This is a genomic window from Xanthomonas codiaei (assembly GCF_002939785.1).
GTDB classification, from domain to species: domain Bacteria; phylum Pseudomonadota; class Gammaproteobacteria; order Xanthomonadales; family Xanthomonadaceae; genus Xanthomonas; species Xanthomonas codiaei.
Genome location: NZ_MDEC01000010.1, coordinates 113,374 through 136,219, shown reverse-complemented (window position 1 = coordinate 136,219; position 22,846 = coordinate 113,374). Strand labels below are relative to the sequence as shown.

General features: G+C 66.8%; 17 protein-coding genes, 1 other RNA gene and 1 pseudogene. 9 read left to right on the top strand and 10 right to left on the bottom strand.

Annotated features, from left to right (window positions below; all coding sequences use genetic code 11):
- The first annotated feature begins 202 nt into the window (after positions 1 to 202).
- Positions 203 to 278, top strand: a non-coding RNA gene (locus XcodCFBP4690_RS09660) — sX9 sRNA.
- Between the two features lie 110 nt (positions 279 to 388).
- Here XcodCFBP4690_RS09660 and XcodCFBP4690_RS09655 read toward each other — a convergent pair.
- Positions 389 to 2,173, bottom strand: a complete 1,785-nt coding sequence (locus XcodCFBP4690_RS09655) for a DUF885 domain-containing protein (RefSeq protein WP_167394550.1) — start codon at positions 2,171 to 2,173, stop codon at positions 389 to 391.
- Positions 2,174 to 2,404: 231 nt separating this feature from the next.
- Entirely contained in the window at positions 2,405 to 2,848 is a 444-nt protein-coding gene (locus XcodCFBP4690_RS09650) for a cytochrome c oxidase assembly factor Coa1 family protein (protein ID WP_244183605.1), read from the bottom strand.
- Here XcodCFBP4690_RS09650 and XcodCFBP4690_RS23055 point away from each other — a divergent pair.
- The gene (locus XcodCFBP4690_RS23055) at positions 2,838 to 2,981 is read left to right on the top strand and encodes a hypothetical protein (protein ID WP_244183603.1); all 144 of its coding nucleotides are present in this window, start codon (positions 2,838 to 2,840) and stop codon (positions 2,979 to 2,981) included. The two genes, XcodCFBP4690_RS09650 and XcodCFBP4690_RS23055, sit on opposite strands and share 11 nt — an antisense overlap.
- A gap of 16 nt (positions 2,982 to 2,997) precedes the next feature.
- Here XcodCFBP4690_RS23055 and XcodCFBP4690_RS09645 read toward each other — a convergent pair whose 3' ends face one another.
- Entirely contained in the window at positions 2,998 to 5,226 is a 2,229-nt protein-coding gene (locus XcodCFBP4690_RS09645) for a S9 family peptidase (protein WP_167394549.1), read from the bottom strand.
- A gap of 469 nt (positions 5,227 to 5,695) precedes the next feature.
- Positions 5,696 to 6,385 carry a glutathione binding-like protein gene (locus XcodCFBP4690_RS09640; RefSeq protein WP_104540734.1) on the bottom strand — a complete coding sequence of 230 codons (690 nt, stop codon included), beginning with the start codon at positions 6,383 to 6,385 and terminating at the stop codon, positions 5,696 to 5,698.
- A 447-nt stretch (positions 6,386 to 6,832) separates the two neighbouring features.
- Between XcodCFBP4690_RS09640 and XcodCFBP4690_RS09635 the strand changes: the two genes are divergently transcribed.
- From XcodCFBP4690_RS09635 to XcodCFBP4690_RS09615, 5 genes are all read left to right on the top strand, one after another.
- Positions 6,833 to 9,847 carry a TonB-dependent receptor gene (locus XcodCFBP4690_RS09635; RefSeq protein ID WP_104540733.1) on the top strand — a complete coding sequence of 1,005 codons (3,015 nt, stop codon included), beginning with the start codon at positions 6,833 to 6,835 and terminating at the stop codon, positions 9,845 to 9,847.
- Positions 9,848 to 10,001: 154 nt separating this feature from the next.
- Positions 10,002 to 10,703, top strand: a complete 702-nt coding sequence (locus XcodCFBP4690_RS09630; protein WP_167394548.1) for a SapC family protein — start codon at positions 10,002 to 10,004, stop codon at positions 10,701 to 10,703.
- Positions 10,693 to 11,706, top strand: coding sequence for a cupin-like domain-containing protein (locus XcodCFBP4690_RS09625; protein ID WP_104540732.1), 1,014 nt, complete (start codon positions 10,693 to 10,695; stop codon positions 11,704 to 11,706). The genes XcodCFBP4690_RS09630 and XcodCFBP4690_RS09625 overlap by 11 nt, the downstream gene beginning before the upstream one ends.
- 9 nt (positions 11,707 to 11,715) lie before the next feature.
- Positions 11,716 to 13,281 (top strand): tryptophan halogenase family protein, encoded by a 1,566-nt coding sequence (locus XcodCFBP4690_RS09620; RefSeq protein ID WP_104540731.1) that lies wholly within the window; start codon positions 11,716 to 11,718, stop codon positions 13,279 to 13,281.
- A gap of 136 nt (positions 13,282 to 13,417) precedes the next feature.
- On the top strand, positions 13,418 to 14,425 hold the full coding sequence (locus tag XcodCFBP4690_RS09615) for an energy transducer TonB (RefSeq protein WP_104540730.1): 1,008 nt from the start codon (positions 13,418 to 13,420) through the stop codon (positions 14,423 to 14,425).
- A 568-nt stretch (positions 14,426 to 14,993) separates the two neighbouring features.
- Here the strand turns inward: XcodCFBP4690_RS09615 and XcodCFBP4690_RS09610 are convergent.
- Genes XcodCFBP4690_RS09610 through XcodCFBP4690_RS09590 form a run of 5 tightly spaced genes read right to left on the bottom strand, consistent with a single transcriptional unit; the run spans position 14,994 to position 19,365 of the window.
- Positions 14,994 to 16,187 carry an ABC transporter permease gene (locus tag XcodCFBP4690_RS09610; RefSeq protein ID WP_104540729.1) on the bottom strand — a complete coding sequence of 398 codons (1,194 nt, stop codon included), beginning with the start codon at positions 16,185 to 16,187 and terminating at the stop codon, positions 14,994 to 14,996.
- Complete coding sequence (locus tag XcodCFBP4690_RS09605; protein ID WP_104540728.1) at positions 16,184 to 16,930, bottom strand: ABC transporter ATP-binding protein; 747 nt, start codon at positions 16,928 to 16,930, stop codon at positions 16,184 to 16,186. Before XcodCFBP4690_RS09605 ends, XcodCFBP4690_RS09610 begins: the two co-directional genes overlap by 4 nt.
- A 31-nt stretch (positions 16,931 to 16,961) precedes the next feature.
- Positions 16,962 to 18,518 (bottom strand): alpha/beta hydrolase, encoded by a 1,557-nt coding sequence (locus XcodCFBP4690_RS09600; protein ID WP_104540727.1) that lies wholly within the window; start codon positions 18,516 to 18,518, stop codon positions 16,962 to 16,964.
- Between the two features lie 59 nt (positions 18,519 to 18,577).
- Positions 18,578 to 18,778, bottom strand: coding sequence for a helix-turn-helix transcriptional regulator (locus tag XcodCFBP4690_RS09595; RefSeq protein WP_104540726.1), 201 nt, complete (start codon positions 18,776 to 18,778; stop codon positions 18,578 to 18,580).
- Complete coding sequence (locus XcodCFBP4690_RS09590) at positions 18,775 to 19,365, bottom strand: hypothetical protein (RefSeq protein ID WP_104540725.1); 591 nt, start codon at positions 19,363 to 19,365, stop codon at positions 18,775 to 18,777. Before XcodCFBP4690_RS09590 ends, XcodCFBP4690_RS09595 begins: the two co-directional genes overlap by 4 nt.
- A 552-nt stretch (positions 19,366 to 19,917) precedes the next feature.
- Here XcodCFBP4690_RS09590 and XcodCFBP4690_RS09585 point away from each other — a divergent pair.
- Both XcodCFBP4690_RS09585 and XcodCFBP4690_RS09580 read left to right on the top strand, forming a co-directional pair.
- Entirely contained in the window at positions 19,918 to 21,477 is a 1,560-nt protein-coding gene (locus XcodCFBP4690_RS09585) for a GH39 family glycosyl hydrolase (protein WP_104540724.1), read from the top strand.
- Between the two features lie 68 nt (positions 21,478 to 21,545).
- Positions 21,546 to 21,894, top strand: a pseudogene (locus tag XcodCFBP4690_RS09580) (cation transporter); the annotation flags it as partial.
- An 88-nt stretch (positions 21,895 to 21,982) separates the two neighbouring features.
- Here the strand turns inward: XcodCFBP4690_RS09580 and XcodCFBP4690_RS09575 are convergent.
- Complete coding sequence (locus XcodCFBP4690_RS09575) at positions 21,983 to 22,810, bottom strand: ferredoxin--NADP reductase (RefSeq protein WP_167394547.1); 828 nt, start codon at positions 22,808 to 22,810, stop codon at positions 21,983 to 21,985.
- Positions 22,811 to 22,846 lie beyond the last annotated feature (36 nt).

Sequence of the window (22,846 nt, the reverse complement as noted above, 5' to 3'; positions counted from 1 at the left end):
TGCGGTGCCTGTGGATCCATCAGCGTCAAGTAGGGGGCAGCGAAGGCCCATTCTTCATCGGAGACGTCGGTCGGATAAGGGCGTGGCGGCTTCATCCGCTTACGATAGCCGCGAAAGCCTCAAGTTCATAACACGCTCTAAGAGCAGCTAGCAAAACGACTGCGCGGCCGCCAGGCGGGCGCGGTCGGTGCTCGGAATCGGCATGTACCACTCGTACACTGCGGTTCCTCCGCGCCGTCCGCACCCACCTGATGACCGCTCGCTACATTTTGTTAGCCGCTCTAAGACGTTGCCGCCACAGTCCGGAACCAGATCGCGCGTTTCAGCGCGCGATCTGGCCAGGCGGTTGTCTGCCAGGAACTGGCATCCAGAGCAGCGAGTACCGTGATTACTTCCGGTACGCCGGAATGAATTGCGTCTCCACCGCCTTGGCCAGCTGATCCGGCGGCAGCAGGCCCTGGTCGAGCAGGAAGTTGTTGAAGGCCAGGCGGTCGAACTTCTTGCCCAGGGCCAGTTCGGTGCGCATGCGCAGTTCGAGGATGCGGGTGTAGCCGTAGAAGTAGCTGCCGGCCTGGCCGGGGGCGCGGACGGTGTAGCGGTCCAGTTCCTGGCGGGTCATGGCCGGCGAGAGGCCAACGTCGTCTTCCAGCACCTGGCGCGCGCGTTCGCGGTCGATCAGGCCCAGGTTGAGCATCGGGTCGAGCATGGCGCGGGCGGCGCGCAACAGGCGGAACTGCAGGGCGATCAGCTGGCCGTCCAGCGGCTCGTACGGCACCATTTCCGCTTCGGCATACAGCGCCCAGCCTTCGACGTTGACCGAGTTGAAGGCGAACAGGCTGCGCGCCAGCGAGACGCCGCGTTCGACCATGGCGGTGAATTGCAGTTCGTGACCGGGGCGGCCTTCGTGCGCGCTGAGCGTCCAGGCGGCCGAGCCGAAGTTGAAGTCGTCGTACTGCTCCTTTTTGCTGCCGTCGGCGGTCGGGTTGCCCAGCGGCAGCACGAACTGGCCCTGCTGGCCGGTATTGCCGATCAGCGGTGCCGGCAGGAAGTGCGGCGCCGGTTGCGCAGCGCTCTCGGCCGCACTGCCCAGGCGCATCTGCATCGGGCGGTTGGGCACATCGACGATGCGCTGCTTGCGGATGATCGGGTCGATCTGGTCGATCACGCCGCGGTAGTGGGTTTCCAGCTGGTCGTCGGCGATGGTGTTGCCCTTGAGCGCGTGGATCACCTGCACGTAGTCATCGCCTTGCACGCCCTTGGCCTTGGCCACCAGCGGGGCCAGCTGGCGCATGGCCGAGCGGGTCTCCATGAACTCCAGTTGCGCGCGCTGGATCAGCTGCTGCGGGGCGATATCGATGCCCACCTGCTTGAGTTGGTAGGCGTACAGCGGTTCCGGCAGACGGGTGTCCTTACGCGCCTTCGGCAGCACGGTGGTGCGGGTCCAGCTGGCGTAGTCCTTGAGCTGGGTGGACATGGCCTTGAGCGCCTCCTCGGCGCCGGCGATCTTGTACTTGGCAAACAGCTCGCCGATACCGGCAACGTAGGTGTCCACATTGGCCAGCGCCTGCTCCACTTCGCGCTGGGTGGGCTGCAACAGCGCGGCATTGCCCAGCTTTTCCTCGTAGCGCTGGCGTGCCAGCGTGGTGGTGGGCGTGCTGCCCGGCACCAGGCCAACGTAACGCTTGAGGCGATCCAGCGCCTTGGCACGGCGCTCGGGCGCGGTCTGGTCGGACAGCAGACCATTGAGACCACTGAAGACCGCCTCCGGGGCGTCGCTCCACGGCAGCAGATAACGCTCGTTGAGCTCGCTGCCTTCGATGTTCTGCTCGGCCGCGCCGATCATGATCTGCAGGTCCTGGCGCACATTGGCATCGCGCTCGATGGCCAGCTTGGCCTGCAACGCGGCACGTGCCTTGCGCATGGCATCGCGATAGCGCGCGGCGTTGTCCGGGCCCAGGTCCACGACCTGATCGTCATAGCCGGGCACGCCGAAGAAGCTGGCGTATTCGGGCTGGAACGGCGCCTGGGCGTTGAGCAGGATCTGCGCATAGCCGTTGCTGGTCTGCACCCAGGCCGGAGCGGCCGGTGCGCCGGCGGTGCTGGTGCTGGTCTTTGCCTGTAGCGGCAGGCAGGTGCCCAGCGCCAGGGCGAGGGCAATCAAGAGAGGCTTCATCGGGAGGATTCCAACAGGGCGATGCGCGACCGTACGCGGAGCGCGTGGCGCCGGCAACCTGCCGAAGGTCATCGTCGATCCATGGGCGTGCAATCGGTGCAAACGCCGGGGACCGTTGCGATGCGCAGCCGGCCGCTGCAGCGATCCCGCGCAGTGCCCTGTTCTGCAGGACAGCCAGCCATCGCCGTGCCGAACTGCTGCGGCCTCACCATAGCTGCGTGGGGGGCGCGGTTAGCGGTTGCGCTTGGCGCCGGGCCCGGCCCGGCCAGACGCTTCGCGGCCTGGGCCTGGCACCGCGTCGCTGCTGCGCGCCGCGCCCGTACCGGCCTCCTGGTTCGCCAGCAACGCGATCGCAGCGCTGGCGTCCGGTACCACCTGCAGCGTCGTGTAATGCCACCGGCCGGCGTGGCGGTCGGCCTCGATGTACAGGGTGCCATTGCCACGTGCCCCATGCAGCGACACGCTGAAGTTGGCGTTGCCGCTGCCGCCGTTGATGGAGACGCTGCCACTGGGGATGACCCCATCTTCGATCGGCGCACCGAGCGCGGCGATGACCCGGGCGTCCTGTTGCGCTGCCGACAGGCCAACGCGGTAGGGCTCGGCCGATTTGGTGGCGCGCGCGATACCGACGACGAACGCGGCCAAGCTGGCGGCCAGGATCACGATGAGCAGCAACGCCAGCAGCGGGACCGCCCACTTCCAGTGGCGCGACCACCAGCCGCGCTGGACCGGTGGCGACGGCGGTGCGGCCTGGATGGATGGCAGCGGCGGCGGAATGGACAGACGGATGCTCGATTCAGAGGGGTAAACGCAGGGCCGTACGCTCAGGGCATCAGGCAGCGCGCCAGGAACGCTTCGGCGGTCTTGTAACGGTGCAGCGCCGTGCTGCCGGACAAGCCGTGCTTCGCACCGGGGTAGGTCATCAGCTCGAATGCGGTGCCGCGCTGCTGCAGCTCGCTCATCAGCGCGGTGGAATTGGTGAACAGCACATTGTCGTCGGCCATGCCGTGGATCAACAGCAATTTTGCGCGCAGGCCGTCCAGGTGGGTGGCGACACGCGCATCGCGATAACCGGCGGCATTGGCTGCCGGCAGGTCCATGTAGCGCTCGGTGTAGTGCGTGTCGTACAGGCCCCAATCGGTGACCGGGGCGCCGGCCACGCCGCAGGCATAGGCGTCGCTGTGTTTTGCCAGCAGCATCAGCGTCATGTAGCCGCCATTGGACCAGCCCTGCACGCCGATGCGCTTGGCATCGACCCAGGGTTGCTGCTTGAGCCAGGCCACGCCCTGCAGCTGGTCCTCCACTTCCACCGTGCCCTGCCTGGCGTACAGCGCACCACCGAAGTCGCGGCCACGCCGCGGGGTGCCGCGGTTATCCAGCGAGAACACCACGTAGCCGCGCTGGGCCAGGTATTGGTCGAACAGGGCATCGCCACGGCCGGGCCAGGCATCGAGTACGGTCTGTGCAGCGGGGCCGCCGTAGACATAAACAATGACCGGATAGCGCCTGGCCGGGTCGAACTGCTCCGGCTTGGTCAGGCGGTACTGCAACGGCGTCTTGCCGTCGGCGGCGGTCAGCGTGCCGAACTCCACCGGCCGCTGCGCGTCGCGGTACCTGGCGTAGGGATGCTGCGGGTCGTCCAGATCGTTCTTCAACAGAGTGGCGATTTTTTCGCCATTGGCGCGAAACAGCTCGATCTGCGGCGGGGTGGTGGTGTTGGACCAGGTGTCGACATACACGCTGGCATTGCTGGCGAAGCTGGCTGCATGCGTGCCGTGGATGGCCGAACGCCTCTGTATCGCGCCGCCGCCCAGCGGCACGGCGTAGATGTGGGTCTGGGTCGGCGACTGCTTGCTGGCGGAAAAATACACCTGCCCGGCCTGCTCATCGACGGCGAGCAGCGCATCGACCACCCAGGGGCCGGAGGTCAGCGGGGTCAGCGTGCGCCCGTCTTCCGATGCCACATACAGGTGCTCGTAACCGCTGCGCTCGGAGTTCCAGATGAAGCGGCCGTCCTTGAGGAACCGCAGGTCGTTGGTCAGCGGCACCCAGGTGGGCGAAGTTTCGGTGATGAGCGTGCGCTGCGCGCCGCTGGCAAGCGTGGTTTCGATCAGCTCGAGGGTTTTCTGATCGCGCGACTGGCGCTGGAACGTCAGCCGCTGTGGGTCGCGCCAGTCCACCCTTGCCAGATAGATGTCCGGGTTCTTGCCCAGGTCGATCCAGTGCGGCCTCGCGCCTGCGCGCGGGGCGATCACCCCCAATTGCACGGCCACGTTCGGCTGGCCGGCCTGCGGATAGCGTTGCTCCACCACCTCGGTGTGGTCGGCATACACCTCCGGGCGCTTTTGCACCGGTACGCGGGATTCGTCGATGCGCGCGAAGGCGATCGCCGAATCGTCCGGCGCCCACCAGTAGCCGGTGTGGCGATCCATTTCCTCATCGGCAACGAATTCGGCCACGCCATTGCCGATGGTGTCGCTGCCGTCGCCGGTGAGCTGCAGCTGCCTGCCGCTGGCCAGGTCGATCACCCACAGGTTGAGCTCGCGCACGAAGCTGACGAAGCCACCCTTGGGCGAGAGCTTGGCGTCGGTGGCGAAACCTTCGCCATGGGTGAGCTGGCGCACGGCCGCCGCGCCGGTCTTGCGCAGGTCGTACAGATACAGCTCGCCGCCGAGCGGAAACAGCAGTGCGTGCGCATCCGGCGCCCATTGGTAATCGACGATGCCGGCGTAGGCGGCGATGCGCCGGCGTTCGCGCCGGGCCTTTTCGACATCGCTCAAGGTCTCGGTGCCGGGCAGCACCACCTTGGAATCGACCAGCAGCCGGGTCTGGCCGCTGGCGATGTCGTATTCCCACAGGTCCAGCTGGTTGCGGTCGCTGTCCTTGCCGCGCAGGAAGCTCACGCGCGAGCCGTCCGGGGCCACCTTGGGCTTCATCAACGTCGGGCCGGACAGCGGCAACGGGCCGGTGATGGCCTCCAGGGTGAGTTTTTCGGCGTGGACCATGGGAACGGTGCTGAGCATGAGGGCAAGGGCGGCGAACAGGGCGCGCATCGAAGATCCTGTCGGAAGACAGCGCACAGGATGCGGGCGCGTGGCGTGTTTGAGAAGCGTGGCGATGATGCCTGTGCGCGATCAGAGCTGTACGCGTGGTTGTGTGCGTGTGATGCAGGGGCGCACCGAGGCGGTGGTCGCTCTGGTTTGGGCCGATAGAAGTGCGCGCGAGCTGGTTGCAGTGGGCGCGCTGCGGATGCTACATGCGCATTTCATGTGTAGCAGATTGCAGGGCGCGGCAGGTCTGGCGCTATGTGCGTACCCTCACCCCAACCCCTCTCCCGGAGGGAGAGGGGCTTGAGCCGCCGCGAGTGTGTCGCGTGCGGTTACTGCGCTCGTTAGCCGCTACTACTGCCAACACTGCGAGTGGTGATGCTATTGCGGCTTGCTCTTGCTGCTTGCGGTGCAGTCGCAACAGCAGCCGCTTTGCCCGTGTGTACGGTTGCGCAACCGCTCCTACGACGCTGCCTTAGCGCTTGCCGAACAGGTGCTTGCGCTCTTCGTCGCTGAGCGGCTTGCCTGCGTTGGGGTTGACCCTCTCTTTGAGCGCGTATGCGCGTTGGGTGGCCGGGCGTGCGGCGATGGCGTTGTGCCAGCGCTTGAGGTGCGGGAAGGCGGCGTAATCGGGGCGCAGGTCGCCGTACACCTCGAGCCAGGGGTAGCTCGCCATGTCGGCGATGCCGTAATCGTCTCCGGCCAGGAAGGCGTGCTCGGCCAGGCGCTTGTCGAGCACGCCATGCAGGCGGCGGACCTCGGCGTTGTAGCGGTCGATTGCGTAAGGAATCTTTTCGGGCGCGTAGACGTTGAAGTGGCCCATCTGGCCGGTCATCGGGCCCAGCCCGCCCATTTGCCAGAACAGCCATTCCAGTGCGGCGATGCGGCCGCGCGCATCGCGTGGCAGGAAGCGGCCGGTCTTCTCGGCCAGATACAGCAGGATCGCGCCGGACTCGAACACGCTCTGCGGCGCGCCGCCGTCGGCCGGCGCATGGTCGACGATGGCCGGCATCTTGTTGTTGGGCGAAATCTGCAAAAACGCCGGCTCGAACTGCTCGCCCTTGCCGATGTTCACCGGCTTGAGGGTGTAGTCCAGCCCGGCTTCTTCCAGAAACAGGGTGACTTTGTGGCCGTTGGGGGTGGGCCAGTAATACAGGTCGATCATGCGTGCTCCGGTACGTGAGGGGGGTGATGCGCGGCCGGGACGACACGGCCGCCATGAGCTTGCATCGCCACGCGTCAACGGCTTGCAAGCTGGCCTGCGGCCAGGCCGACCCTGCGCCTGGCCTTGTCGGTCGGGGTGATCCTTCGGGACGGGATTCGGCAATGGGGTGGAGATTGCATGCGCACGAGCGCGACAAGCCTGCCAATCCCGAATGACCAATCCCGACTCCCTGCCATGCCATCGACGCCCGATGGTACGGGCAAGCGATTGCCCGCGCGTGTGCTGCACGACGCCTGTGCTGGAACGATGTGTGACGCGATTGGCTCGCGACCGATGCTGCAGTGCAAATTGACTTTGTTAAGTCCGCGCTAACAAATGCGCGATTGCACCACTGACCTTTGCCTGTCCCGCTCGGGGCCGGCTTCTTTGCTTGGGGATGGAATCATCGTGAGAGAGCTACGCACCCTGCCGCGCACGCGGCGCTTGACGTCTGCCTTGTTGTTCGCCCTGTCGACTCCGCTGGCCGCGCAGACCGCGCCGGCGCAGCAGTCGGCCTCTACCGTCCCCGGCTCCAGCCAGGCCGACCCTGCCACCCTCGACACCGTCCAGGTCAGCGGTATCCGTGGCAGCCTCACCTCGTCGATGAACGTCAAGCGCGACGCGCAGGGTATCGTCGACGGCATCGTGGCCGAAGATATCGGCAAGTTCCCCGATACCAACCTGGCCGAGTCCCTGCAGCGCATCAGCGGCGTGTCGATCGACCGTTCGCTGGGCGAAGGCTCGCGCGTGACCGTGCGCGGCGTCGGCCCCGACTTCAACCTGGTGCTGTTGAACGGCCGCCAGATGCCCGGCGCCAGCATCGAGGAATCCAACGCCTCCAACTCGCGCGCGTTCGACTTCGCCAACCTGGCGTCGGAGTCGATCTCCGGCATCGAGGTGTTCAAGACCAGCCGTTCCAGCACACCCACCGGCGGCATCGGTGCCACCATCAATATCAAGACGGCCCGCCCGCTGGACAACCCGGGCATGCATGCCAATGTCGGCCTCAAGGGCGTGCACGATGCCTCCAACGAGAACCTGCCCGGCCGCCTGCAGGGCGATTCGCTGACGCCGGAAATCTCCGGCATCTTCAGCACCACCTCGGACGATGGACGCTTTGGCGTGTCGCTGAGCGGCAGCTACCAGGAACGCGACTTCGGCTATAGCCAGGTCGGCGTGCCCAATGGCTGGCGTTCGTTCCGCGGCGATTCCACCGCCTACGGCACCATCCCGCAGCCGGGCGCGCCGGGCTCGGAAAACATCGTCAACCGCCCCGGCCCGAACGATATCTACTCGGTGCCGCAGAACCTCAACTACCGCGTGGTCGGCGTCGAACGCCAGCGCACCAACGGGCAGCTGGTGCTGCAGTACAAGCCGCTGGACAACATCACCACCACGCTGGATTACACCTACTCGGAAAACAAGATCCAGCAGCAGCGCAACGAGATGTCGGTGTGGTTCAACTATGGCCCGTCGGCCAGCGCCTGGACCAATGGGCCGGTCGCCGGCCCGATCACCTATTCGGAAATCGTCGATCCGGCCACCAGCGACCTGGCCACCGCCGGCTCCAAGGCGGCCACGCGCAACCAGAACAAGTCGCTGGGCTTCAACGTGGATTGGGCGGTGAACGATCAGTTCAAGCTCAATTTCGACATCCACCGCTCCACCGCCGAAGCCGGCGCAGACAGCCCGTACGGCTCGAGCAACTCGCTGGGCGTGTCCGGCTTCTACCGCGGCACCTCGGTGGTGGATTTCAGCAAGGATTTCCCGGTGCTGCAGCAGCAGCTGGGCTTTGGCCTGACTGCGCTGGACCCCTCGCGCACGCTGGTCACCGGCTCGGCCTTCCGCAACAGCTACATGAAGTCGGAGATCGACCAGGCGCAGGTCAACGGCGACTTCACCTTCGAGAACTATTCGCAGTTGAAGTTCGGTATCGGCAGCACCGAGGTCAAGAACCGCTCGGCATTCTCCAACGTGCAGCGCGATACCTGGGGCGGCAACGGCACCGCGGCCGATTATCCGGACGACCTGTGGATTCCCAGCTCGTTCGCGCAGTACTTCGATGCGATCGATGGCAGCGGCAATCCGGCGCAGTTCAACCAGCTGTTCCTGTTCGATTTCGAGCGTGCACGCCAGGCCGCCGCGCAGGCTGCCGGCGACGACGCGCTGTACCGCATCTCGCCGGAGTTCACCACCGACCGCCGCGTCACCGAAAAATCCAAGAACGCTTACCTGCAGTGGAACAACAGCTGGGACGACCTGCGCGTGCCGATCAGCCTGGCCGCGGGCGTGCGTTACGAGGAAACCAAGGTGGACGCGCAGGCGCTGGTGCCGGTGGCGGTGGGCATCGACTGGGTCGCCAACAACGAGCTGCCGATCCGCCTGGCCGACTCGGCGTTTTCCGGCGCCAGCGGCAAGTACGAATACTGGCTGCCCAGCCTGGACCTGAGCTTCAAGCTCACCGAGGACCTGGTACTGCGCGGCAGCTACGGCGAAACCATCGGCCGTCCGGGCTGGGGCGACATCCAGGGCGGGCAGACGCTCAACCAGATCGCGCGTCTGGAAGGCGGCACCGGCCAGGAGGGCAACCCCGGCCTGAAGCCGCTGCTCTCGCACAACATCGACCTGTCGCTGGAGTGGTACTACAGCGATGCCAGCTACGCCTCGGTGGGCTTCTTTCGCAAGAACATCGACAACTACATCGGCGTGACCACGCGCAACGATACCTCGCTGGGCCTGAACACCCCGATCGGCGGTGCGTACTGGAACCAAGCACTGGCCAATGGCTGCGCCTCGGCCGACCTGACCTGTATCCGCAACTACATCTTCCGTAACCGCAGCGGCGCGCCGGGTGTGGTGCGGGGCGCGGACGATGCCAACGGCAATGCCACCGGCGTGATCAGCGGGCAGCCCGGCGACCCGGTGGCCAACTTCGCCATCACCGCGCCGGCCAACCAGCGCTCGGCCTCGCTGGACGGCTGGGAATTCAACCTGCAGCACATGTTCGGCGCCAGCGGCTTCGGCGTGTCGGCCAACTACACCATGGTCGACTCCGGTCTGACCTACAACAACGCGGTAATCGGCGAGCAGTTCGCGTTGGAAGGCCTGAGCGATTCGGCCAACGTGGTCGGCTTCTACGACAAGGACAAGTGGCAGGTGCGTGCGGCCTACAACTGGCGCGACGAGTTCCTGGCCGCGCGCTTCGACGGCAGCGGCCAGCCCAACCCGGTCTATACCGAGGCCTATGGCCAGCTGGACCTGAGCATCGGCTACCAGTGGAACGAGAACCTGTCGCTGAGCCTGGAGGCGATCAACCTCACCGACGAAGTGCAGCGCCAGCACGGCCGGCATCCGAACCAGATCGTATATGCCACCCAGACCGGCCCGCGCTACATGCTGGGCCTGCGCTACAAGTTCTGGTGATCTGAGGCCTGTACCAGGCGTCCCGGCGGCACCGCTGCCGGGACGCTGCTGCAACCCTTCGCGCAGTGCCGGATGCGGCATCTTTGGCACTTGCCGCGCGATGGGCAAATGTCCAAGCATGGGCCACGCGCCCCCGCGTGATATAGCGACCCCCATGACCAATGCCGTGCTGTTGAACAATCTCGATCACCGCGATCTGCGCGTGATCACCGCCCGTGGCGCCGCCTATGGCGACGACGTGATGTCGGCGGCGACCTTTCCGCAGGAATTTCGCCAGCTGCAGGGGCAGTACCCGATCGTGTTCCACCGCAGCGACAGCGGGCGGTTTCAGCCGCTGGCCTTGCTGGGCCTGCGTCTTGGCGAAAACCTGTTCCTGGACGGCGCGCGCTGGGATGCGCCGTACATTCCGCTGGCGATCCAGCGCCAACCGTTCCTGATCGGCCAGCAACCGGAAGGGCCGATGGTGCACGTGGATCTGGACAGCCCGCGCGTGAGCACCCAGGACGGCGAACTGCTGTTCCGCGAACACGGCGGCACCACCGATTTCCTGTATCACATCAGCCAATTGCTGCGCACGCTGCACGATGGGATGGCGGCCAGCGATGCCTTCGTCGAACGCCTGCTGCGTTACGAACTGCTGGAACCGTTCGTGTTCGAAGCCACCCTGGACAATGGCCTGGACTGCCGCCTGGCCGGCCTGCACACCGTGCACGAAGAGCGCCTGCGCGGGCTTGGCAAGACCGCGTTGCTGGACCTGCACCGCCACGGCGACCTGGAACCGCTGTACATGGCGGTGGCCTCGGTCGCGCAATTCCGTCATCTGCTCGAACGCCTCAACCGCCGCCATGCCGGCTGAGCCGCGCGCCATCGACGAACGCCATGGCCTGGATCCGCAGCAGCTGGATCCGGCGCTGCTGCGCTCGACCACGCCGCTGGTGCTGCGCGGGTTGGTGCGCGACTGGCCGCTGGCCCGTGCCGGCGCGCAGTCCGCGCAGGCCGCCGCCGCCTACCTGCGCGGCTTCGACCGTGGCGAGGCGGTGGTGGCGCAGGTCGGGCCGCCGGAGATCGGCGGGCGCTTCTTCTACAACGCGGAGCTGAGCGGCTTCAATTTCCGCCCCGAGCGCGTGCCGCTGGGCGTGGTGATGGACACGCTGCTGCGCGACCTGGACAGCGCCCGGCCGCCGGCAATCTATGTCGGCTCCACCACGCTGGACACCTACCTGCCCGGCCTGCGCGAGGCCAACCCGATCGCGCTGCCGCAGGCCGCGCCGCTGGGCAGCATCTGGATCGGCAACCGCACCCGCATCGCCGCCCACCAGGACCTGCCGGACAACCTGGCCTGCGTGGTGGCCGGGCGCCGCCGCTTCACCCTGTTTCCGCCGGACCAGCTGGCCAATCTCTACATCGGCCCGCTGGACCTGACCCCGGCCGGGCAGCCGATCAGCCTGGTGGACATCACCGCGCCGGATCTGCAGCGCTTTCCGCGCTACGCGCAGGCGCTGGAGCACGCGGTGGTGGCCGAACTGGAGCCGGGCGATGCGCTGTTCATTCCCAGCATGTGGTGGCATCACGTCCAGGCGCTGGACGGCTTCAACGTGCTGGTGAATTTCTGGTGGCGGCAGAGCCCGGCCTACATGGATTCGCCGATGAACGCGCTGATGCTGGCGCTGCTCACCGTACGCGACCTGCCGCCCGAGCAGCGCGCCACCTGGCAGGAAGTGTTCCGCCACTACGTGTTCGAGCCGGATGCGCACACCGCCGCACACGTGCCCGAGGCCGCACGCGGGGTGCTGGCGCCGATGGACGACACCCGTGCCCGCACCCTGCGCGCGCGGCTGCTGCAACGCTTGAATCGCTGAGGACTGCCGATGGACCCGAGCCCCGCTTCCGACCCACGCCAGCGCCCGGTGCGGCGCGTGGTCATCGCCGGTGGCGGCACCGCCGGCTGGATGGCCGCCGCCGCCCTGTCCAAGCTGCTGGGGCGTCACCTGCAGATCACCCTGGTGGAATCGGACGAGATCGGCACCGTGGGCGTGGGCGAAGCCACCATCCCCAGCCTGGTCACCTTCCACCGCCTGCTGGAGATCGACGAGGCTGCCTTCATGGCCGCCACCCAGGCCACCTTCAAGCTCGGCATCGCCTTCGAGCACTGGCGCGATGTGGACAGGCACTACATCCACTCCTTCGGCCATACCGGCACCGATCACTGGAGCGCAGGCTTCCACCACTTCTGGCTGAAGGGCCAGCAGCGCGGGGTGGCGCGCGACTTCGGCGACTACTGCCTGGAACTGCGCGCCGCCCAGCAGGGGCGCTTTGCGCACCTGCCCAGCGGCGGCATGAACTACGCCTACCACCTGGATGCCGGCCTGTACGCGCGCTTCCTGCGCCGCTTCAGCGAAGGCTTCGGCGTGCGCCGCATCGAGGGGCGCATCGGCCAGGTCGAGACCGACCCGGAGAGCGGCTTCCTCACCGCGCTGACGTTGCAGGACGGCACCCGCGTGGACGGCGATCTGTTCGTCGACTGCACCGGCTTTGCCGGCTTGCTGATCGGCAAGACGCTGGGCGTGGGCAGCGAGGACTGGTCGCAGTGGCTGTTCGCCGACAGCGCGCTGGCGGTGCAGACCGAGTCGGTGGGCCCGCCGGTGACCTACACCCGCGCGCGCGCCGACCAGGCCGGCTGGATGTGGCGCATTCCGCTGCAGCACCGGGTGGGCAACGGCATCGTCTATTCCAGCCGCTACACCGACCAGGACAGCGCCCGCGCGGTACTGGAGCGCAACCTGCAGGGGCACGCGCTGACCGAGCCGCGTGCGCTGCGCTTCACCCCCAACCAGCGCCACCGCGTGTGGGAGAAGAACTGCGTGGCGCTGGGGCTGGCCAGCGGCTTCCTGGAGCCGATCGAATCCACCAACATCCACCTGATCCAGCGCGGCATCGTGCGCCTGCTGCAGACCTTCCCGCAGGTCATCCACCCGGTGGACATCGCCGAATACAACCGCCAGGCCGCCGACGAAATCGCCCACATCCGCGATTTCGTGATCCTGCACTACCACGCCACCGATCGCCGCGACACGCCGTTCTGGCGCGACTGCGCGGCCATGGACATCCCCGACTCGCTGCGCCACCGGATCGCGTTGTTCCGCGAAAGCGGGCGGGTGTTCCATCGCGCCAACGAGCTGTTCGCAGAGAATTCCTGGGTGCAGGTGATGCTGGGCCAGGGCATCACGCCGCGCCAGCACCATCCGGTGGCCGACCTGATGGGCGACGCGGAGCTGAGCCACTTCCTGGAGGGCATCCGCCAGCGCGTGGACGCCACCGTGGCCAGGTTGCCGCCGCATGCGGACTTTCTGTGCCACCATTGCCCGGCCGCCCCGCTGCCCGCCCCGCCCGCCCGGGTGCCGGCCGACGCCGCACTGGCGAGCCCGGCACGATGAATTTCGCATCCGGCATGCGCAACCCTTGGCTTACACTGCCCCAGCAATGCTAGATTGCGGCATTGCCGTCCATTGCGGGAACAATGGCCGGCGCTCGCCGCAACGCTATCTTTCGCACTCGGGGTAAGGGGGACGCATGTTGGATCTGACACAGGGCCGTATGGCACGCCGGATCGCGCCGGTCATTTTGCTGGTTGGCCTGGCCGCCTGCTCCAAGCAGGAAGACAAGGCCGCCACCACCACGCCAGCTGCCGGCACCACGCCAGCCGCACAGGCGCCGACGCCGGCCACCGCGGTGTCGCCGCAGGTGCAGTCGATGGCCACCGACCAGTTGCGCGAATCGGCCACCAAGGCACTGCAGGACAACCGCATGTACGCCCCGGCCGGCGACAACGCGGTGGAGTACTACCTGGCGCTGCGCGAGAAGCAGCCGCAGGACGCCACCGTCAACAGCGCGCTGACCGACCTGCTGCCGTACACCCTGATCGCCGCCGAACAGGGCATCAGCCGTGAAGAATTCCCCGAGGCGCAGCGGCTGATCGCGCTGATCGAAAAGGTCGACCCGAAGGCGCCGGCACTGCCGCGCCTGAAGAGCGGCCTGGACACCGCCATGAAGACCGCTGCCAGCCGTTCCGAGCAGGATGCCGAGCAGGCCAAGAAGCTGGTCGAGGACAAGGCCAAGCAGGCCGCCGAGCAGAAGCGCCTGGCCGAACAGCAGACCCGCGAGGCCGCCGCTGCCCAGCAGATCGCCGCCCAGCAGGAAGCCGCCCGCCAGCAGGCGGCCGAAGCCGAGCGCCAGGCTGCGGCCAGGCGCCAGGCCGAACCGGCCGCGCCGACCGCCGCTGCGCCTCGCCCGACGCCGGCGCCCGCCGCCGCTGCACCGGCGGCGCAATCGCTGCGCCCGATCAGCACCCCCGCACCGCGTTACCCGCCTGAAGCGCTGCGCGCCGGTACCTCCGGCGAAGTGCTGGTGGAGATCACCGTCGGCACCGACGGCTCGATCACCGCCTCGCGCGTGTTGCGGGCCAATCCGCCGCGCGTGTTCGACCGCGAGGCGCTCAACGCCGTGAAGCGCTGGCGCTTCGAACCGGTGGCCGCACCGGTGACCACTCGCCGCACGTTGTCGTTCAATCCAGGTGGCTGAGTGGGTGGCTGGGCGATTGCGCGGCTCTGCACGCGGCTGAGTTGGTCGTTTTCGATGGTTGCTGACGATTGATGCACTGCACTTCTGGCAAATACCAGGCGCCCACCAAAAAGCCCGCAGCGATGCGGGCTTTTTGGTGGCTGGCCATCCGTACCCTCATCCGCCCTTCGGGCACCTTCTCCCGAGGGGAGAAGGAGTAAAGCCCCTCTCCTGCGGGAGAGGGGTTGGGGTGAGGGTACGGCGACCGAGCGGACGTCACGCACTAAGCAGACAACAAGGACGTTCAATCATTCAACATCACCATGCGTCACCGTGCATTCGTATTGGCCATCCGTACCCTCATCCGCCCTTCGGGCACCTTCTCCCGAGGGGAGAAGGAGTAAAGCCCCTCTCCTGCGGGAGAGGGGTTGGGGTGAGGGTACGGCGACCAAGTGGACGTCACGCCCTAAGCAGACAATAAGGACGTTCAATCATTCAACATCACCATGCGTCGCCGTGCATTCGTATTGGCCATCCGTACCCTCGTTCGGCGCTGCGCGCCACCTTCTCCCGGCGGGAGAAGGACACATCACCCGGAAATCGCCAGGCGCTCCTGGTGATACCGGCGCACCGCCGCGTACCACAGCAGCGCGGCCACGCCGAAGCCGGCCAGCAGATACACCGCCCAGGTCTGCGCATCGATGGTCTCGTGGCGGATCACCTTGAGCAGCATCTGGTTCTGCGCCAGGAACGGCACCGCGAACTGCCATAGCTGGGTCTTCAGCGGATACGCCATCAATGCATAGCCCGGCAGCATCGGCAGCAGCAGCAGCCAGGTCATGTGCGCCTGCGCCTCTTTCATGCTCTTGGCCGCCGCGGCCAGATAGGTCAGCAACGAGGTCCCCACGAACAGCATCGGCACCAGGATGAACAGCATCTGCAGCATCGGCATGAAGCCGACGTTGAGCTGGCGCCCCAGATTGGAGCTGGATAACTGCGCGCTGAGCTTGAATGCCAGCAAGGTGAGCAGCAGCGACACCATGCCGATCACGCAGGCGGCGGCGATCTTGCCGCTGACGATCGCGCCGCGTGGCGCAGGCGTGGCCAGCAACGGCTCCAACGACTGGCGTTCGCGCTCGCCCGCGGTCGCATCCAGGATCAGCGAGGCGCCGCCCAGGAACGAGGTGATCACCAGCAGCACCGGCAACAGCATCGCCATGACCTGGCCGCGCTTGGCATCGGCGGTGGCCAGGTCCTGCGCCGCCACCTCCAGCGGCCGGCCCACCTGCGCGTCGATGCCACGCGCCAACAGGCGCAGTGCACCCACCTGCTGGCTGTAGGCACTCAAGGCCGCCTGCAGGCGCATGCTCGGCACGTCGGCCTCGCGGCGGGTGCTGTCCTTGATGACCTCCACCAGCGCCGGACGCCCTTCGCGCCAGTCCTGCGCATAGCTGTCGCTGATGCGCAGCGCCACATCCACGTCCTGGTTGCGAATGGCCGCGGTCATGTCGGCCGGCGGCGCGACGGCGTTGAGCCCCTGCGCGGCCAGGAAACGCACCAGATTGGGAGCGTGCTCGCGACCGAGCGTGGGAATGTCCAACGGCTTGTCGATCTGGGTACGCACGCGGCTTTCGCTCAACGCGCCCATGCCGAGGATCAGGATCGGATACAACAACGGTGACAGCAGCAGGGCCAGCGCCAGCGTGCGGCGGTCGCGCGAGATATCGCGCAGTTCCTTGCGCAGTACCGTCCACAAGGTGGCCATCGGGGATGTCTTGCTCATGCGTGCAGTCCCTCTTCCGATCCGATCGCCTTGACGAAGGCGTCTTCGAGATTGTCTTCCCCGGTGGCCGCACGCAGTTCGTCGGCGCTGCCGGAGGCCACCACCGTGCCCTTGGCGACGATGACGATGCGATCGCACAGCGCCGCCACCTCCTGCATGATGTGGCTGGAGAAGATCACGCAGCGCCCTTCGGCACGCAGTTGCTGCAGGAATCCACGCATGGCGCGCGTGGTCATCACGTCCAGGCCATTGGTGGGCTCGTCCAGAATCACGTTGCGCGGGTCGTGCACCAGCGCCCGCGCAATCGCGGTCTTGGTGCGCTGGCCCTGGCTGAAGCCTTCGGTCTGGCGGTCGAGGATGTCGCCCATGTCCAGCGCGCCGGCCAGCAGTTGCGTGCGCTGCGCGATCTGCGCACGCGTCATGCCGTGCAGCTCGCCGAAGTAGGCGATGTTCTCGCGTGCGGTCAGGCGCTTGTACACGCCGCGCGCATCCGGCAGCACGCCCAGCGCGCGGCGTACCGTCACCGGGTCGAGCGCGGCATCCACGCCATCGACGGTGACACGCCCCTGGTCGGGCGACATCAGCGTGTACAGCATGCGCAAGGTGGTGGTCTTGCCGGCACCGTTGGGCCCGAGCAGGCCGGTGATCTGGCCATCGGCTGCGCTGAAACCGACCCCGTCGACCGCCTTCACCACGCCGGTCTTGGTCTTGAACGACTTGTGCAGATTCTCGACGACGATCATGCGTGCGCCTCCGTGGCGTGCTCGATGCGGCTCATGGTTCCCATCCGTTGAACGAGGTGAAGGCGGGGACGGCGGAAAGATCGGCCACGCAGCGCGTGTCCAGCGCGCGCGCGTCGGTGCTTTCCAGAAACTGGGCCATCAGCTTGGGCATGCAGCCCAGGGCCATGACGCTGTGGCCCTGGCCGGGCGCTACCAGATGCCGACCGTTCGGCAGGCCCTTGAGCACCGCCTCGGCATAGCGTGGCGGCGTCACCGGATCCAGTTGACCGGACAGCAGCAGCGCCGGCACCTGCGAGCGCAGCGGCGCGGTGAAGTCGACGGCGCGCTTGCCGGTGGGCCACACCGGGCAGGCGGCAAACACGCTGCGCGGCACTTCCTCGCCCAGCAACAGCGCCTGGTGCGCCGGGCTCGGCCGATAGCGATCCGCGTCCTCGGCGCACACCACCGACCATTGCATCGGCTGGTTGATCTGCATGTCCATGTGCGACAGCGCCATCAACGGCGCATAGCGCCCGGCGGCCGCTTCGTCCAGCACCAGCGGCAGCAACGCCGCGCTCTGTGGCGCATAGGAGAACATGAACGCCAAGCCGATCACCGCATCGGCCGTCACCCGATCGCGCTTGACCGCATTGGTCCGCAGATCGCGGTAGTCCACCTCCGGCGACTCCTTGCGCAGCCGCTCCATGATGCTACGCAGCTGCGCGCGCACATCGGTGGGAAAGCGCGCGTGGCATGCCGGATTGGAGCGGCATTGCTCGGCCTGCAGCGTGAGCGCATCTTCGAAGGTCCGTGCGAACTCGCCACTGATGACCAGGTCGCTGGGGGCCACGCCATCGAGCACGATCGCCCGCGTATGCGCGGGATAGCGCCTGGCGTAGTGCTGCGCAACGCGCGTGCCGTAGGACACCCCGACCAGATCGATCTGCGGCACGCCCAGGGCCGCCCTGATCGCATCCAGATCGCCGATCGCCTCGGCGGTGGTGTAGTAGCGTGGATCGGCATACGCGCTCAGCGACAGCGCGCACCGGCGCACGTAGGCCAGCATCGCCTCCGGGTCGGAGGAGATCTCCGCCTGCAGCGGCGTGCCATCGGGATGGTCGCAGCGCAATGGATGCGAACCGCCAGTGCCGCGTTGATCGACCAGGAAGATGTCGCGCGTCTTGCGCACTTCACGCAACGCGGCCGCAGCGATGGCCGATACCTCGGTGGCCGATTGCCCCGGCCCACCGGCGATGAAGAACACCGGGTCCTGTGTCGTGCCGCCACCGGCATCGCTTTCCAGCCAGGCGATCTTCAGCGCGATCTGCCGCCCCTTCGGTGCAGCGGGATTTTCCGCGACCTGCAGTTGCGCGCATTGCGCCTCGATGTTTCCCGCAGCGCTGCCGGAGCTGAGCGTGCAGGGTACGAACTGCAGCTGGCCGTACTGGGTGCCAGCGATGGTGGCAGCCTGCGTGGCTGCGCTGCGCGGTTGCCTGCTGCCGGGTGCGGATGCATCGGTGTTGCCGCCCGCCGGCGCCTGCGCGCGCTGGCATCCGGCGGCCAGCAACACGGCCAGCACTGCCGCAGCCAGCGTGAGTCGTTTTCCCATTCCAGCTCTCCTAGTGCCTGTTCGGTGACGGTGCTGCCGGCCGCGTGTGACCGCCGCAGCTACTGCTCTTCTTCATACAGAAACACCTGCTCGATCGGCTCGCCAAACAGGCGCGCGATGCGGAACGCCAATGGCAGGCTGGGATCGTACTTGCCGGTTTCCAGCGCATTGATGGTCTGCCGCGAGACGCCCAGCTGTTCGGCCAGTTCGCCTTGCGACCAGCCATTGGCCTCGCGCAACGCACGCACGCGGCTGTTCATTGATAGCGGCGCGCGTTGATGGCCTTGGTGAACCCATAGGTCATGCACAGCGCCGGAAACACCCAGATCATCGCGGCCGCTGCCGGCACCGCGATCAAGTGCGCCGATTGCAGGAAACCGGCCGTCATATAGGTCATGCAGACCAGGCCGGCCGCAATGGCAATGGACTCCAATTCGATGCGGCGTTGCATTTCATCCGAATCGCGCACGAAACGCGCCACCGCGCGGATCGCCAGCATCAACAGCAGCGCGGGCAGCAGTGCAATCAGCACACGCATCGCGTTGGTCTGCACGCTGGCCAGCAAGTGCCTCCAGCACAGCATCACCGCGACATAGCCCAGCATCGGTGGCGCAAACTCCTTGCGGTAGCGGCGTACCAGCGCAGGCGGTGCGCTGTCGCGCAGACTGCCGCGCCCCACGTACAGCATCAGGGCCACCAGCAAACCGCCGATGCCGCAGCCGATCAGCAGACCCTGGGTGTAGTCGCTCATCTGCCACGGCAGCCAACGCCGCACACCACCGAGCAGTATCAGCGCGACGCCGACGACCTGCAGCGCACGAACCGCCACCGTTTTTGCGTTCACCATGCATCTCCCGACGCACTGGCCGCCCTGCGTTGCGAGATCGGCTGTTGCAAGGCCGCGGCCATGCATAGCCGCCGCGTCGCAGCGCTGCGCCAGTGCGCGCGTGCGGACGATCGGTTCCGGTCGTTGTTCACCCTACACTCCCTGTCAAGCACCCTTGACAGGCAGAGTGCGCGCCGCTGCGCCCCATGTCAAGCATCCTTTACATTCGTTCCAGCGTATTGCATCCGTCGGACGTAACGCCGGCATCCTGCAACGCCGCCGCACTGCGTGGCCAATCCACGCAGCAAGCGCGCAACGCCCGACGCGGCGCACGCGCTGCATGGCAGTGCCCCATCGACGGTGCCGCATTCGCCCTGCCTTCCAGGCCGGCGATGCACCCATCAACGGGCGCTACCGTGTCGATTGCCGTGCGCAAGCGCGCATCGGCGCGCGACGGCACCTGCACCGATTCCGCTACTCTTGACCACCTCGCAACGGCAGCCACACGGCGCTTGTGTGCGCTACAGGCGCATGCAGTCCGCCCTGGCGCTGCACCCACTATCAGGAGAGACGATGCGGTTGAATACCCTGCTTGCGATGACACTGGCCTGCGGCATGGCATTGCCGGCCCTGGCACGTGAAGCGTCACCGCGCACGATCGATGTGGATCTCTCCAGTGCCGATAAGCCGGTGGATCGTTTCTATGATCTGTCGGTCGGCTCGGATTTCCCGGGCACGTTGATCCGCCCCGATACCCAGGCGCATCTGGTGCCCGCGGTGCAGGAGCTGGGCTTTCGCTACATCCGCTTCCACGACGTCTTCCACGATGCGCTCGGCACCGTCAAGGAGGTCGACGGCAAACTGGTGTACGACTGGACCAAGCTGGACCAGCTCTACGATGCGCTGCTGGCCAAGCACATCCGCCCGTTCGTCGAGCTGGGCTTCACCCCGAACGCGATGAAGACCTCCGAGCAGACGATCTTCTACTGGAAGGGCAACACCTCGCATCCGGATCCGGCCAAGTGGACGCAGCTGATCACTGCCTTCATCCAGCACATCCGCGCGCGCTACGGCGCGGAGGAAGTGCGGCAGTGGTATTTCGAGGTGTGGAACGAGCCCAACCTTGCCGGTTTCTGGGAGAACGCCGACCAGCAGGCGTATTTCGATCTTTACGCGAACACCGCGCGCACCATCAAGGCGATCGATCCGCAGCTGCGCGTTGGCGGCCCGTCCACCGCCGGTGCGGACTGGGTGCCGGAGCTGCTGGCCTTCGTGGCGAAGAACAAGCTGCCGATCGATTTCGTCACCACCCATACCTATGGCGTGGACGGCGGCTTTCTCGATGAGGACGGCAAGCAGGACGTCAAGCTGTCCGCATCGCCGGAGGCCATCGTCGGCGATGTCCGCCGCGTGCATGCGCAGATCCAGGCCTCGCCGTATCCACAGCTGCCGCTGTACTTCACCGAGTGGAGCGCCAGTTACACGCCACGCGATTACGTCCACGACAGCTACATCAGCGCGCCCTACATCCTGACCAAACTCAAGCAGGTACAGGGCCTGGTGCAGGGCATGAGCTACTGGACCTACACCGATCTGTTCGAGGAACCGGGCCCGCCACCCACGCCGTTCCATGGTGGGTTCGGGCTGATGAATCGCGAAGGCATCCGCAAGCCGGCCTGGTTTGCCTACAAGTACTTGAATGCGCTGCAGGGCCGCGCCATTCCGCTGTCCGATGCGCATGCGCTGGCCGCGGTGGATGGAAAGCGCATCGCCGCGCTCGTGTGGGATTGGCAACAGCCGGCACAGACGGTGAGCAATACGCCGTTCTATACCAGGCTGGTGGCAGCCACCGACAGCGCAACACTGCGGCTGCGCATGAGCCAGGTGCCGGCCGGCGAATACCGCCTGCAGGTGCGCAAGACCGGCTACCGGCGCAACGACCCGCTGTCGCTGTACATCGATATGGGCATGCCCAAGGCATTGGCGCCCAAGCAGCTGGCGCAGCTGCAGCAGGCCACGCGCGATACGCCAGAGCAGGACAGGCGCGTGCGGGTGGGCGCCGATGGCGTGGCCGAGGTCAGCGTGCCGATGCGCAGCAACGATGTGGTGCTGGTGACGCTGGAGCCACGCTGAGCGAGGCAACCGCCGCTGTCACGCATAGGCGTGGCTGGCGGCACGCGCGTGACGGCGGCTCACACCCCATGCAGCGAGGGCTGACCTGGCTGGACCCGCTCATGGGCATGGTCGGCGCGGTGCTGGTCACCTCGTGGGCCTGGGGCTTGCTGCGCAGCACCGGCCGCGTGCTGCTGGATGCGGAAATGGACGCGCCGGTCGTGGCGGAAATCAGGCAGGTCATCGCCGAATTCCCGGCACTCCATCGCCATTGCCGACCTGCATGTCTGGCGCGTCGGCAGCGACCGCTATGCCTGCGTCGTGAGCCTGGTAAGCCAGGGGCAGCTCGACGCAGACGCGGTGCGCCATGCCTTGCAGATCCACGAAGAACTGGTGCACATCACGGTGGAAGTGCAGCGCCCTGCAGCACGGGTGTAGCGCAGCGACAGCGTGGCCGCCCACCGCCTGGCAGGCAGCACCTGCACATGGAGGCACCAAGGGTTATCGCACGGCGCCTGCCGCCAACTCAGGCCTTGGGCGGCGCCGAGCTGACGTATTTTTCGCGACGGATCTGTGCATTGGGCAGGCCGGCGGCCTTCAACGCCTCGGCGCAGGTGTCCACCATGTCCGGGTTGCCGCACAGGTAAGCGATATCGCCATCGGCCGCCGGCGCGAACTCGGCCAACTGCTGCTGCACATAGCCGTGGCGCACATCGGCATGCGGCTGGGCAGGCAACTGGCGCGAGAAGCACGGCACATAGCGGAACTGCGGGTGTGCGTCGGCAAACGCACGGAAATCCTCGCCGTACAGCAGCTCGGCCGGGGTGCGCACGCCCTGCAGCAACACCACCTGCACGCCGCGGCTGGCGATTGCCTCGGCCAGCAGCGGCAGCATCGAGCGGTACGGGGTGACGCCGGTACCGGTGGCGATCAACAGATAGCGCCGGTTGTGGTCGCCGGCCTGCAGGCAGAAGCGGCCATACGGCCCGCTGGCCTGCAGCTGGTCGCCGATCTCCAGGCCTTCGAACAGCGCCGTGGCCGAGCCTCCGGGCACGAAGCTCACCGCGATGTCCACCGCCTCGCCCGGTCCCAGCGCATGGTTGTGGATGGTCGCCAGCGAATAGCTGCGCCTGGTTGGCGTGCCATCGGCAGCGGCGAAATGGATCTGGATGAACTGCCCGGGCTGGAAATCCAGCGGCTGTCCGTCATCACGCACGAACTGGCAGTGGGCCACGGTGGGCGCAAGCATGCGCCGGTCGACAAGCTTGAGGGGGAATTGAACGGGCACGAACGTATTTGGGACAGTCTGTGATCGGGGCAAGCCCCCACGGGCTTCTATAATAACGGGCTGCAACTCGCTGCGCCGTGACCCTGGCGCGAAGGATCCTGC